The organism is Sporomusa sp. 246TCP1 (assembly GCF_057319775.1).
The window spans coordinates 5,377,328-5,390,746 of the sequence record NZ_CM170492.1; the positions used below are offsets into that span (position 1 = coordinate 5,377,328).

Annotated in this window: 13 protein-coding genes; all 13 read left to right on the forward strand. The window is 39.4% G+C overall.

All coding sequences use genetic code 11. The features are described from left to right. The first annotated feature begins 239 nt into the window (after nt 1-239). The 13 genes from AC1ECB_RS25345 to AC1ECB_RS25405 all read left to right on the forward strand — a co-directional run bounded on the left by AC1ECB_RS25345 (nt 240) and on the right by AC1ECB_RS25405 (nt 13,267). Complete coding sequence (locus tag AC1ECB_RS25345; RefSeq protein WP_485666386.1) at nt 240-1,109, forward strand: hypothetical protein; 870 nt, start codon at nt 240-242, stop codon at nt 1,107-1,109. A 24-nt stretch (nt 1,110-1,133) separates the two neighbouring features. Further along, complete coding sequence (locus AC1ECB_RS25350) at nt 1,134-2,690, forward strand: tetratricopeptide repeat protein (protein ID WP_485666387.1); 1,557 nt, start codon at nt 1,134-1,136, stop codon at nt 2,688-2,690. Nucleotides 2,691-3,193: 503 nt separating this feature from the next. Next, on the forward strand, nt 3,194-3,472 hold the full coding sequence (locus AC1ECB_RS25355) for a hypothetical protein (RefSeq protein ID WP_485666388.1): 279 nt from the start codon (nt 3,194-3,196) through the stop codon (nt 3,470-3,472). Nucleotides 3,473-3,722: 250 nt separating this feature from the next. Beyond that, on the forward strand, nt 3,723-4,199 hold the full coding sequence (locus AC1ECB_RS25360; RefSeq protein ID WP_485666389.1) for a hypothetical protein: 477 nt from the start codon (nt 3,723-3,725) through the stop codon (nt 4,197-4,199). A gap of 66 nt (nt 4,200-4,265) precedes the next feature. After that, nucleotides 4,266-4,814, forward strand: a complete 549-nt coding sequence (locus AC1ECB_RS25365; RefSeq protein WP_485666390.1) for a peptidoglycan-binding domain-containing protein — start codon at nt 4,266-4,268, stop codon at nt 4,812-4,814. A gap of 71 nt (nt 4,815-4,885) precedes the next feature. Further along, complete coding sequence (locus AC1ECB_RS25370; RefSeq protein ID WP_485666391.1) at nt 4,886-5,533, forward strand: hypothetical protein; 648 nt, start codon at nt 4,886-4,888, stop codon at nt 5,531-5,533. 188 nt (nt 5,534-5,721) lie between these two features. Beyond that, entirely contained in the window at nt 5,722-6,759 is a 1,038-nt protein-coding gene (locus tag AC1ECB_RS25375) for a hypothetical protein (RefSeq protein ID WP_485666392.1), read from the forward strand. A gap of 418 nt (nt 6,760-7,177) precedes the next feature. Beyond that, nucleotides 7,178-8,545: a tetratricopeptide repeat protein gene (locus AC1ECB_RS25380; RefSeq protein WP_485666393.1), complete on the forward strand. Its 1,368-nt coding sequence runs from the start codon at nt 7,178-7,180 to the stop codon at nt 8,543-8,545. Between the two features lies 1 nt (nt 8,546). Continuing rightward, nucleotides 8,547-8,843 (forward strand): hypothetical protein, encoded by a 297-nt coding sequence (locus tag AC1ECB_RS25385; RefSeq protein WP_485666394.1) that lies wholly within the window; start codon nt 8,547-8,549, stop codon nt 8,841-8,843. 186 nt (nt 8,844-9,029) lie between these two features. Continuing rightward, on the forward strand, nt 9,030-9,506 hold the full coding sequence (locus AC1ECB_RS25390; protein ID WP_485666395.1) for a hypothetical protein: 477 nt from the start codon (nt 9,030-9,032) through the stop codon (nt 9,504-9,506). Between the two features lie 542 nt (nt 9,507-10,048). After that, complete coding sequence (locus AC1ECB_RS25395) at nt 10,049-11,281, forward strand: site-specific integrase (RefSeq protein WP_485666396.1); 1,233 nt, start codon at nt 10,049-10,051, stop codon at nt 11,279-11,281. Next, nucleotides 11,278-12,228, forward strand: a complete 951-nt coding sequence (locus AC1ECB_RS25400) for a tyrosine-type recombinase/integrase (RefSeq protein ID WP_485666397.1) — start codon at nt 11,278-11,280, stop codon at nt 12,226-12,228. The genes AC1ECB_RS25395 and AC1ECB_RS25400 overlap by 4 nt, the downstream gene beginning before the upstream one ends. Next, nucleotides 12,221-13,267, forward strand: a complete 1,047-nt coding sequence (locus AC1ECB_RS25405; RefSeq protein WP_485666398.1) for a tyrosine-type recombinase/integrase — start codon at nt 12,221-12,223, stop codon at nt 13,265-13,267. The genes AC1ECB_RS25400 and AC1ECB_RS25405 overlap by 8 nt, the downstream gene beginning before the upstream one ends. The last annotated feature ends 152 nt before the right edge of the window (nt 13,268-13,419 follow it).

Sequence of the window (13,419 nt, forward strand, 5' to 3'; positions counted from 1 at the left end):
AATGTTCTTGTGTTGATAATGTTTTATTCTTTTGTTCGGAAAATTAGCAGTCGTGTTCAAACTTTCATCGAAGAAGTTAATAAAAAACAGTAGCAACTATTGATCGACTTTATTCTATGATTTAAAGCTCTTTAGTCGTTATATATAGTTTTAGACTGCTTGAAAAAATTTTTTAAGATAGACAAAGTTGAGATATAACTACTAATAACGGAGCGGTAGGCTAAAAAGGAGGTTCATGTTTGCAGTTTCGATTAATATACTTTTCGAATGTATCTATGTTATTTGCTTTTACTATACTCCTTCTTCTATGTGTTATGATTATGCCGCTACCAGTTCAGGCTGAAACGAAACTCATTGCCGCAACTGGTGAATACACTATGGGTGAAGGTGAAACAGCTTCTCTTGCTAAAGAACACGCGCTTGCTAGAGCTGTAGATTCGGCTTCTGAGCAAGCAGGCATCTATGTCGAAAGCTATGGCCAAACACATAATCTTATACTTACCAAGGAAGAAATAAAAATATTAGCCCGTGGCATTGTTGAAGTTACTGATAAGCAATATGAGCGCCGGTTTCTTGACCCGGGCGGGATACTATATGTTGTCAAAATTACTGCTAAGGTAGATACAGCCAATATTGAGGTTTTGCGTCAGAACATGCAGAAGAATAATTCTTTAACTGAATATATAAACTTTCAGGGAACTGTTGAAAGTCTTGAGAAAGAAAATAACGAGATACAAGAAGAAATTAAGTCTGTTGGCAACCAGGTGCAGCAAGATACCCATACAGGGACACAGATTAAACTTTGGCTTAGAAGAGATTCAGAGGGTGGAATGGAACCATTGCTTGGTGTAGTTAGATTTACTTGCACTGATCCTGAAGGCAATATAACCAACTATAGTACTTTTGGGAATAACCCGGTATATATTATGTGTCCCGGTGCGGGTACATATATAGTGGGGCCTATTTCTTATCAAGGGATAAATATTCCTAGTCATTCATTTAGTGTACCGGTGAATGATATTTCTCGGTATATTATCAGGCAATATGTTTGGAAAATTAATATTGATGAAAAAGGTCAATTTGCTACAGTATGGTATGAGAACAAATAGTGGTGTTGGGGAGAGTGATGTTTATTGCTTTGTAAGATTTCGCTCATTTGGAATAGCAAATGGTTTCGTCTGAGTTTTGGCCTTTTAATGATAACATTGTTCACTCCTTATACTACAATAGCTGAAGGCAATACGCTTATTGCTGTCGGCGAATATACCATGGGTGAAGGTGAAACACCAATTGTTGCCCAAGAACGGGCATTTCACCGTGCTCTTGGTGCTGTTGCTGAACAATCTGGCGTTTATGTTGAAAGCTATAGCCGAACTAATAATCTTAGACTTTCCCATGATGAAGTTGGGTTACTTGCCAGAGGCATTGTCAAAGTTGTCAGCAAAAAATGTGAGCGGCGTCTGATTGAGCCTGTCGATACCCTATATACCGTTACAATTGCGGCTACCGTAAATCCGGACGATATAGATTCATTGCGTCAGAGTCTGCAAGAAAGATCGGGTTTTAAGCGATATAACGAAGACTTTAAAAAGTTGCAAGAAGACTTTTCTCGGCTAGAAAAAGAAAATTTGCTGCTTAAACAGGAATATGCGATTACAAAAGCTGAGCAACAACAAAAAATAGTTGAACAGCGGATAGCGCGGAATGAAAGGATGTTTATTGCCCGCCAATGGTTTGAACAAGGTCTGACTTCCAATCAAAAGAATTTGGAGGCAGTGATAAATGCCTACACTCAAGCAATAGCCAATAATCCACAGTATGCAGCGGCCTATAATAATCGTGGCAATGCCTATATGGAACAGAAGCAGTATGATCTGGCTCTTGCCGATTATAATCACGCTGCGGCTATTGATCCTCAAGATTCACAACTATACACCAACCGCGGCAATGCATATGTCAGAAAAGGTCAGTACGACAGAGCCATTGTTGACTATAACCATACACTGGTTCTCAACTTACAACATGAATATGTTTACAATAACCGTGGTGTTGCTTACCTTGATAAGAGACAGTACGACTTGGCGATTGCTGATTTTAATCAATCTTTGCTGATTAATCCACAATATGCAGAAGCTTACAATAACCGTGGTATCGCATATGCTCGTAAGGGGAATTATGATCAGGCTTATGTGGATTACTCACAGGCGCTGGCTTACAACCCCCAATATGCAGAAGCTTATAACAATCAGGGGCTTGTATATTATTGCAAAGGGCAATATGAACAGGCGATTGTTGAATTTAATCGAGCATTGCTCATAAACCACGAGCTTACATCGGCTTATAATAACCGGGGAAATGCATATCGTGACATGGGGCAGTATGAAAAAGCCATCGACAATTTTACCAAAGCCCTGGTACTTGATCCTCAATATGCAGAAGCTTATAGTAATTGTGGTATAGTATATGCCCGCAAAGGGCAGTTCAGGCAAGCCATTACCCATTTTGATCAGGCTATATCAATCAATCCTCAGTATATAGAAGCTTACTTGAATAAAGCGTTAGCCTGTGAGCAGCTAAATCGATTTCATGATGCTGTGGAAGCCTATAAGCAGTTCATTAACTGTGCACCGCCGAAATACTCACAAAATATTAGATATGCCCAACAGCGCATTGACGTACTTGGTGGATAGATTGCTATTCAATTGTATGTCTTATAGCTCTCAAAGTTCAAGTTTAGGAACTTTTTTAACTTATGTTAAGTACATTGATTCGGAAGTAAATACGGTGATAAATAATTGGGGAAATCCTGCATACCGGTAGTATGCAAAAAGGTATAGAGTATTGACAGGTAGCGGTTTGCCTAAGGATTTTCTAATTAGTATTGGGAAATAATCCCAATACTAATGGTAATGATCAATCTATATTTATAATAATTTGAAATTTTTATTTAGTTTGTAACATAATGGCAGGAATTTAAAAGTTTTGTAACTAAATAGGATATAATGATCAGCCTATGTGGATAAAAATGTATAAGGGAGGATAGGTAGTACAAGAAGCCATAAATCTGGTCAGAGTAATTGAAAGGAATATTCTTGCGTATGTTACTACAATTCCTTATGAAAAATAATGTTGTTGGAAGGTTAGGAAGTTAACTTGAAATGAAAAGATTGATAGAATTAGGAGGAATGTGTTAATGTCTGAAGTCAATTCAGATACAAATGTGAGGACTATAGTAGCTCTTTCCCCCAAAAGCATGGGTCTATCTTTAATGCTTACATTTCTTTTTGGTTCCATTGGCATGTTTTATTCGACTATTATGGGCGCAATCATTATGCTTATTGTGGAAGTGATTGTTGCGATTGTGACACTTGGGTTTGGACTCTTGCTAACTCATCCAGTTTGTATGATTTGGGGTGCACTGGCTGTAAAAAGTTATAATAATAAATTAATGAATGGTGAGTTTAGAACTTAAGTTCTATATAGTAAAACCACTTTCTTATTTTAATGATAAGAGAGTGGTTTTACTATGAACCGGTGCTTCTAAGCTATTCAAGAGAAAGATCTAAAATGATGAACTTATGGATGGTATGGGAATTAGAGAGATTTTATAATGTAATTATAATGAGAATGCAATATAAGAGTATGAATTTATTAATTATAATTACTTTATACTGTATTTGATAAAGATGCTTTAAATCTTAAAATGAGAAAGGTGATTAGGTATGCATTTTTCGAAAAGAATTATCTTTATAGCATGTTTGATATTGGTAAATGCTGCGATTACTGTAAGTGCCAATATCAATTGTGAATTGGGGTGGCTTAAAATTTGGGATAGTGGTGACAAAGTAGTTCAGATTTGGGGGGAACCCACCTCGGTAAAAGAACGTTCTTATCATAACGGCCAACTTAAATATCGAGATTATGACTATAATGGTGGGCTACAAATAGTTTTACTTGTCCGTAATGATGGCTCCACTGCGGTAGCCCTTGTCTTAACAACGGTTAATTCTGTACCTACTGGTGAGGGCATTAAAGTCGGCGATTCAGTTCAAACATTACTTAATACCTATCCAGAGTTAAAACGAGCTTCGAATAATTCTTACTATTACTACACTGATACAAGGAAAAACATCATTATGTCATTTTATGTTATCGGTAATACGGTCAGCAAAATAGTAATGGAATTTGGCGATGACTAAAGAACTTTTCATAGCATATCAATTTATTGAGCCTTGTGAGGAACTAAAATTGGAAGGATGATGAAGGTGAAGTTTTTGCGAGTTATGTTAATGCTTCCTATATTTGTTTTGTTATTAAGCACAATTACTTATGCAGCACCAGCTTCAAACCAACTAGTTATTGATACCGTCGGTATACAAAAAATATTAACTCGGCTTGGTTACGATTGTGTAGTGGACGGTAATCTTGCAACAGAAAGAACCAATCAGGCAATCATAAATTTTCAGCTTAATAATGCACTAGACGCAGATGGAATAGTAGGATTTTTAACTCAAGAGGCACTTCTAACCAGATATCTGGAGGAGACTGTGCCGGAGGTTAAACAGTTCAAAGAGCGGAGTGGGGAGCGATATAAAATATATATTGAAAGGCACCCAAACCCGAATGATAGTGATCAATATAGACGCAATTATTATTATATGTATGTTGGATCCGAAGGTAAGGTTTCGGTTAATGTTTGGCATCGGTTCCTCGTTCGCAGAGATATGGATGAAATACTTTTCTACAACCATACAAATCCCAGGAACAGCTACTATTCGTTGGATGATTGGCGGGCAGGACGCGTAGTTCGATAATAAACTGTAAACAAGTGTCTTTTTTTAAAGTTTGACGTATAAGTCGTGTTTAATTCCTCGTAGATTGGAGGATGTCAGAAGAAATGAAAAGACTGCTAGTATTCGACAGGCATATAAAACTTTTATTGCTGGGAATCTTATTTATCTTTAATACAGTAGTATGTTCTGCAAGTTCGGGATGGATTTATAGTAAAGAGGGTTTCTCCTATTTTTCTACAGCTTTTGAGAGCGAAAATATAATATTTTCCTGGAATGGTTTAGGAAATAATAGGAATCAAGTCAATGGATATGGAACTCAACAGTTTTTTTCACACAGTGGAGCGCTGCTTGGGACATACGAAGGCTATATGGAAAATGGCTATAGGCACGGTTACGGAACGCTGAACTGGCAGGGTTTACGATATAGTGGTAATTGGAGTTTGGGCCAATTTAGTGGTAAAGGAGAGTTAATTACTGCATCCAACCATTATATTGGGGATTTTATTGCCGGGGATAAGGAAGGATTTGGAACTTTGGTCAGTGATGGATTTTTGCTTGCCGGGCAATTTAAAAAAGACAAATATATCGATAGCGGTGAAGTTTTCCCTGGATATTTTGTTATAGGATTATGTACCAAAGACTATGAGGTAGCACAAAACGAAGTGAAGAAACACCGTGCCTTAGGGTTAAAGCCGGTTATGGCCTATTCCTCAGATTGGTCTAATCTTTCTCCTGGCTGATATATGGTTGTTTATGGCATCTTGCGTGATCAGGATCAGGTAAAATTGCTGGATAGCTTTAAGCTGACAGGCAATATACCTTTTTATGTAAAATATTCTGGTGAACATAAATGATTGAGAAAATCAAATCCTGATGTAATGTGATGACCAAAATAAATATTTTCAAAGCTGTCAGGGAGGGTGTTAACTTGAAGACTTGGGCACGTATGTTGTTTTCACTGGTTTTATGTTTTGAGATTTTGACCATTCCCAATGTTAGTTTGGCCAAAACAAAAGAGGTTATTGCAGAAGGCGTTTATCAAATGGGTGAAAACGAAGCGCAGGATTATGCCTATTCCGTCGCTTTGCAGCGGGCAAAGCGTAATGCCGTAGAACAAGCTGGAGTTTATGTGGCCAGCCGAACGGAGGTAAAAAATTTTGTCGTCATGGAAGATATGGTTACCTCCATGGCAGCCGGCTTAATGGAAGTTCAGGTGTTGGATGTCAACCGGACTTTGATTGGAAGTGGCATAGAATTAAAAGTAAAAATCAAAGCAGAGGTGGAAGTGGATGGCTTTTTGCGCAATATGGAAAAGAGTACGGAAAGGATTTTTACGTTGTCACCTAGAGGCAATTTTAACGATTTGGCGGTACTTATAGTTGCTGATCCGAAAGAACAGGGCAGTGATCTAGGTATGACTGACAGTGGGCCTTATCTGGAAAATTTTCCAGATTATCATGGTATGTATATGATGGGAAATACAAAAGGGCTTTTGGCGATTCAAAAGTTCTTTGAAAAATCGGGAATAGTTACGGCACCAAACAAAGTTGTTCCTTTGGAAATTTCTTACCATTATGCCAATAAGTTTTTCGAAAATCAATTTTACCAGGAACGGCGCAAGTTGCAATATACTGAAGTCAGCCAGGAAAAATGGCGGCAGTTTGGCAAGGAAAATGGCTATGACAAGTTGATTATTGTTAAAGCCAACTTTATTAAAGATGGTGAGGAATTAGGAACAAGCATGTGGGGAACTAACTATCGTTCTTATTTAATCGCCAATATAAAGGTTTTTGATGTGCAAAGAAACGTGTATTTATATACTGGCGTCTTTGTGGCCGAGGGCAAAGCCACGGATGGGGCACTTACTCCGGTTGGCGATCGAGGAGGAGAGAAATATCGTTCAAACATGGAGGCTATTCAACGATGCTTAACTGAATTCTTTAAAACAATCAATACAAAAGTGTAACATAGAAATGGGTTAATAAAGTTGATGTATCACACTGTCGATATAGTGAAAGATGACAAAGTTATAATTTTTGTAGGCAGTAAAAACGGAATTTTTTCTAATTGTAGATAAACTTGCAGGAAATGCAATCTTATATAAAGGACCAAAGATTGTTTAGTTTATTAGAATTTTACAATATGTAAAGTGGAAAATTACGATCCAACAAAAAAGTATTTCACTCCAGGGATGGTTGTAATACCTGAAGAATATGCTAAAAGACGAGGGTGGATAAAATAGGGTTAGCATAACCATAGTGACGTTTTAACGTCTAAAATGAGATTAGAATTTTTGGAATATACCCATGGCACAAACCTGGAAGCAAGTAATTCGCTTGCATAGTGTAGAACTCAAATAGTTGACTCGGGGAGGAAAAGTAGAAATGTTTTTTGTCAAGAAGTTAATTCTGTTGGCTGTGGTATTAGTTACTTTAGTTTCTGTGTCATCTGCTTATGCTGAAACTAAGGAAATTATTGCCGAAGGGACTTATACTATGGGTGATGGCGAGACGCCCAGTGTTGCGCAGGAGAGGGCCATAGCTGAAGCTAAGAGGGTAGCAATAGAACAAGCAGGCACGTATATAGAAAGCTTTTCACAGGTAAATAACATGAGGTTAACTAAGGATGAAGTATTCTCCATTGCAGCAGGTGTTATTCAGACAAGTGTACTAGACCAGCGGCGAACTGTTGCTCCGGATGGGATGTCGATAAAATGTTGGGTAAAAATACGTTCCATAGTTGATACATCAAATGTTTTGGCTTTAAAGAACCGTCTTAATGAGCGGCAGATAGCTGGTGAGTATAATAGAATACGAGATGAAAATACAAAACTGCAAAATGAAATTGAAGATCTTCGGAAGAAAATGGCTGGTATTACATCAGATAAGAAAGTAGTAATTGAAAAGCAGATAGTGCAAAACGAAGTAAAATTCACAGCTTCTCAGTGGTATAACAAAGGCTACGAGTATTATTGTAAAGACGAATATGACAATGCTATTGAAGCTTTTTCTAAATCGTTAGAACTTAATCCGCAATCTGCTGCAGCTTATCTCTTTCGTGGAAATTCCTATAATGAAAAAAAGCAATACGAATTGGCTTTGACTGACTATAGTAATGCTATCTCGTTGGAACCGAACTATTCTGACGCTTATCGCAATAGAGGAGCTACTTTTTATGATTTAGGCAAAATGAATGAAGCTAGAATTGATACTAATCGTGCAATTGAACTTAACTCTAACGATGTTTGGGCATTACTAAATAGGGCATTATTATCGCGAGGAAGCGAGGCACAACTTGCATTTAACCCTGATGCTAATCGGCAAGGTATAGAGCGGGCGATTGCAGACTGTAGTCGTGTTATTGAATTAGCACCATATATGACTGAACCGTATAAAATTAGAGGCACTATTTACGAACTGCTGGACCAATGGGATTTAGCACTCCCCGATAGAAAAAAATTAATTGAACTGGATCCAAGTTATGAAAAGACGGTTCAGAAAAACATTGCTGATAATGAAGCTATGTTAAAAGGCGGATCGAATCCTACAATTTATTTTTTCGCTAATGCTCGGCTTTTTGAAATTTTGGGTCGTCTAGCTGAAGCTAATGAAGCATATCAGAATGTATTGAAGTATTCTAACCCACAATATGCTAAACCAATAGAGATAATTAGAATTGAGTATGCAAGGAAACGACTAGCTAATACCGCACTAGATAAACAGTTGCTAATAAACGATCAGTCCTCATTATAAAGTGGTTTACGAGGATATCAAACCTTTTCTTGGAATATGGAGTGAGAAGATAGGAAGAAAATCCAATAAAGGAAACATCAAGATTGAAGTAATATATGGTCACCCTAAGGTAACTGTGCAAGGTGGTTGGAGTGTTTCGGACGAAAAGCTTGATAATGGACGTCTATTATTTAGAAAAAAAAGTATATACGATGCTCAGGAGTATCTTTATACAATTACGCCTGGAAATATTGCAATGAAATTTGAGGTCTTTAGCGTTAATGGGGATAAGATATTTACCGGTGAACTAACTAAGTAATCGATATACAGATAATGCAAAACGAGGTCAGTTTTTTTACGACTTTTCAGTGGTACAATAAAGGCTACGAGTTTTATTTGATAAAGATACGTTAAATTTCAAAACATTCGCTGGAATTAGGTGAGTAACAAACATTTTGGCGGTATTGATTATTAATAAAATTTAAAATGAGAAAGGTGATTAGGCATGTATTTTTCGAAAAGAATTATCTTTCTAGCATGTTTGATATTGGTAAATGTTGCGATTACTGTAAGTGCCAATATCAATTGCGAACTTGGGTGGCTTAAAATTTGGGATAGTGGTGACAAAGTTGTTCAGATTTGGGGGGAACCCACCTCAGTAAGAGAACGTTCTTATCGCAACGGGCAGCTTAAATATCTAGATTATGACTATAATGGTGGGCTAAAAGTAGTTTTACGTGTGCGTAATGATGGCACTGCCGGAGTAGCCAGCGTTTCAACAACAGTTGGCTCTGTGGCAACTGGCGAGGGGTTTAAAGTCGGTGATTCAGTTCAAACACTACTAAATACCTATCCAGAGGTAAAATGGGGTTCGTATAATTCTTGTTATTACTATCACGATACCAGAAAAAACATCATAATGTCATTTTATATTAACGGTACTGTGGTTAGCAAAATAGTAATGCAATGTGGCGATGATTAAGTTGTTGAGAGGATATAAATGGAGGATGATTAGCATAATTCTGCTACGCTATGAATTTGTTAGAAAATTGGGACTCTATGTGTCTACTGAAGACAGGTAAAGCCATAAATCCGAAAATTAGAGAAAAAGCAATAACTAACTAAATCCCATAAAAAAGATTTTAGTGCGCCATATGTTTTAATTGGTTTTACTGTCCGCATGTTTCAGGAATAGTGTCCAGATTCGCCGTCCGGATACGCCGGAATATGCAACAAGCCGCAGCCAGAGGGCTTATCTGACAGAAGGCGGTACAGGATGCTTCTTAACAAGCACCCGATAGTGGAACTGAATATACATGTAAATACCTGGTAAGCCGTGTAGGCTATATGAGGAGCCCAATGCCTTAATAGGGCACGTTGGGTGGTGTTATCCCGTAAAATCGTGCATCCCGATTATTGATCTGAAACCCTCATATAAAGCCCTTCTTCCGTAAAAATATCGGGATAATATTTTTCTTTCAGTATGCTGTATATTGAATTTATCAAATTCAATAGGAGGTTTACATGAAAGATAGTACGATTTTTGGAATCATCCAACAAGCATTAATGATTTTGGAAAAAGAAGTAGGATTAGCCCCATCTTCACTTGAAGTGATTGCATCACGTAGTTTTAAGCCAATCTCTGCTTTCTTCAAGGTAAAACAAGAAGAATTTTACAGTGAAGACTTGATAAACGAACTTGAGGAACTCTATAGAGAGAACCTGCAGGCCGGAGCGATTTCCCGAAATGTATTCAATCTCCGCACCCGAGGAATCAGGATACTGCGAGAAGTAGGCGAGACGGGCAGATTCGTTTGGAAAGGCCCCGCTTACAAAGATACTTTCGCTTTATCGGAGAACTTTGAGCGCATTATCGCCGGTGTCGCTGATGATAGTCACTCAGAACTCAGAAATCGTAATAACCAAACCATAGTCAGGCGCTTTCTTCTGTCGCTTACTGGCTTGGGAATCAGCGATATCTCTCAAATTAAGGCAGAGCATGTGCAGATGTTTCTGAGCGATATTTCGCAGACACGCGCAAAAAGCATGGACGATGTTGTCGGATCACTCCGTAAACTGGATCATTATCTCACCAGTTCAGGGGATTCAGGACTTCCGTATGCAGGCTTACTGATGGTGCCGAGAGCAAGAGAGAGAAAAATATATCCGTGCATGCCTCTGGATGACTTGAACTTAGTCATCAGGTCTATTGATCGAAGCACCGCGATAGGGAAACGCGATTATGCCATTTTGCTTTTGGCAGCAAGCAGCGGGATGCGTGCTGGGGACATTGCGAAGATTAAACTGTCGGATATTGACTGGCGTAAAAGCGAGGTCCAAATAATCCAAGGAAAAACCCAGATACCAATTAGCCTTCCACTGCAAAGAGCCGTTGGCGCAGCGTTGGCAGACTATATCCTGAACAGCCGTCCGGAATCGGAATCTCCACAGATATTTTTAAGAAGCCTTGCACCTTTTCAAAGCTTTAAAGATGGCGTTTCAGTAGCGTGCGTCTTGCGCCGACGTATGAAAGCAGCAGGGGTTTCACATAGGCTTGGTGATGGGAAAACGATGCACGGCATCAGAAGGATGCTTGGAACCCAGATGACAATGGAAGGGGTACCCATCACAACGGTCACACAGATACTTGGTCATCAAAACACCGGCGCGACAAGACCATATATTTCTTTGGATATTGAGGGCTTACGCGAATGCGCACTGGGGTTTGACTCTTTTGAGGAGGGCTCCAGACTATGAAAACGCTCAGCGAATATATTGAGGATATGCTCCTCTACAAAGAGTCCATTGGTTATTCCAGACGTTCCTACGAGTACGATTTAGATCGTTTTTGCAGATTCATAGAGTCAAAGCAGTTGAATGTGTCTGAACTCAAGGAAGACGTAGTTCTTAACTGGTGCTCACGGCGGGAAAACGAGTCCAAGACCGGGGCAAGAAGAAGGATTCAATCAATTCGGGAGCTGCTTAAGTACCTATCTGCAATCGGAGTCGATTGTTATGTGATCCCATCAAGTTTTCTCCCCAGGCAAGAGACACGAACCCCATATATTTTCACAGATAAAGAGATGTTGAGCATTTTCAAGGAATGCGACGGGCTTCCACCTAATCTTTGTTCTCCGCATCGGCATCTGATTCTTCCTGTATTATTGAGATTGATCTATTTCTGCGGCCTACGCCCGAACGAAGGTCGGGAACTGCAGGGCTGCGATATTGATTTCGACAAAGGCATACTGCTAATCCGAAAAAATAAATCCCACAAAGAACGCTATGTCGCCATGTCCGACGATGTATTACAGATGTGCAAGAATTATCAATCAACTGTTGCAGAGATTTTCGCCAACCATATGTACTTTTTTCCATCAACAAACGGCGCGCCATTTAATCGGCGTTGGCTTGCCAGACAGTTTCAAATGATCTGGAGTAAAGCCCGGGGAACTGGCAATGAAGCAAGCGCTGTTACTTATGATCTTAGACATCGCTACGCTACGACAATGATGATGAAATGGCTGGACGAAGGCGCGAACCTTTACGCCAAGCTCCCGTACCTGAGTGCGTACATGGGCCACACCCACTTTTCGGACACGGCATATTACATCCACCTTTTGCCCGAAAGGCTCATTCGTTCAACTGCTATTGACTGGAGCCATTTTTCGGATTTGATCCCGGAGGTGGCCGAAGATGAATGAGAAGAGCACTCGGTTTTTCAAGTTGGTGAGAGACTTTTTGACGGTATATCTCCCCGATCAAAAAGCTGTGAGCGTCAATACAGTTAAATCATACCGTGAATGCCTTAACCAGTTGTTACGCTACATTTGCGATAGAAATGGGATCAGTCTGGGAAAACTCAGCTTTGAGCGCCTTTCCAAGGAGACTGTCGAGAATTATTTAGGGTATCTTGAAAAAGAACGGTATTGCAGTGTTTCCACGCGCAATCATCGGCTCGCATGTATCCGGTCATTCGTTAAATATGCCGGTGCCAGGGATATTGGTGTTCAGGCATACGTCAAAGATTTGTGTACTATCCCTTTAAAGAGGGCAGCAAAGACTACCGTCATTAAATTCTTCAGTGAAGCTGCGTTGAAAACAATACTTGAGCAGCCAGATACCAGAAAGAAGAAAGAGTTGCGAAACCTATTCTTTATGATACTGATGTATGATACCGGAGCCCGAAACCAAGAACTGCTGGATCTCAAGCTAAGTGACATTCATTTCGAAGGGAAATCTCCCTACGTTGTCATTACCGGAAAAGGCAGAAAAACGCGTTTGGTGCCGGTAATGCCCAAAACCGTTGATCATTTCAGAAAATATGCTGCAGTTTTTTACCCTGAACACACTTCTGACGATTATCTTTTTTACACTGAGCGTAAAGGGCGCCGATTTGCAATGTCGCCAGACAACACAGAAAGATTCATCAAGAAATACGGTGTCGCTGCTCATAATATGAATCCTGAAGTTCCTGAGTCGCTTCATTGCCATATGTTTCGCCATAGCCGCAGCATGCACTTGTACAGAAGTGGTATGCCAATGGTATTGCTGGCTGAATGGCTCGGGCATGCGCAGATTTCATCGACCTTGATTTATGCGAATGCTGATACGGAAATGAAGAAAGAGGCCATCCAGAAAGTTACTTCAAAGCTGAACCCGCTGGTGTCTGGAGAAACCACATATCTTGAATGGGAAGATGATGAGGAATTAATCAGGCAGCTTTACGGACTGAGTCGCTAAATATTATCCCGATATTATCATGAAAGAAGGGCTTTATATGAGGGTGTGATGCCGATAATCGGGATGCCGCATTTTGCGGGATAAGTTTTGTGAGAGGCGTAGACGGCCTTCTCACATTCAATACCATTAAAAAGTGAGGTGGAAATCGAGCG

What these genes read in the sequence shown, in the direction of transcription:
- AC1ECB_RS25380 (WP_485666393.1), top strand. Translation starts at nt 7,178, where the DNA reads ATGTTTTTTGTCAAGAAGTTAATTCTGTTGGCTGTGGTATTAGTTACT.
- AC1ECB_RS25370 (WP_485666391.1), top strand. Translation starts at nt 4,886, where the DNA reads ATGTCAGAAGAAATGAAAAGACTGCTAGTATTCGACAGGCATATAAAA.
- AC1ECB_RS25355 (WP_485666388.1), top strand. Translation starts at nt 3,194, where the DNA reads ATGTCTGAAGTCAATTCAGATACAAATGTGAGGACTATAGTAGCTCTT.
- AC1ECB_RS25360 (WP_485666389.1), top strand. Translation starts at nt 3,723, where the DNA reads ATGCATTTTTCGAAAAGAATTATCTTTATAGCATGTTTGATATTGGTA.
- AC1ECB_RS25395 (WP_485666396.1), top strand. Translation starts at nt 10,049, where the DNA reads ATGAAAGATAGTACGATTTTTGGAATCATCCAACAAGCATTAATGATT.
- AC1ECB_RS25405 (WP_485666398.1), top strand. Translation starts at nt 12,221, where the DNA reads ATGAATGAGAAGAGCACTCGGTTTTTCAAGTTGGTGAGAGACTTTTTG.
- AC1ECB_RS25390 (WP_485666395.1), top strand. Translation starts at nt 9,030, where the DNA reads ATGTATTTTTCGAAAAGAATTATCTTTCTAGCATGTTTGATATTGGTA.
- AC1ECB_RS25400 (WP_485666397.1), top strand. Translation starts at nt 11,278, where the DNA reads ATGAAAACGCTCAGCGAATATATTGAGGATATGCTCCTCTACAAAGAG.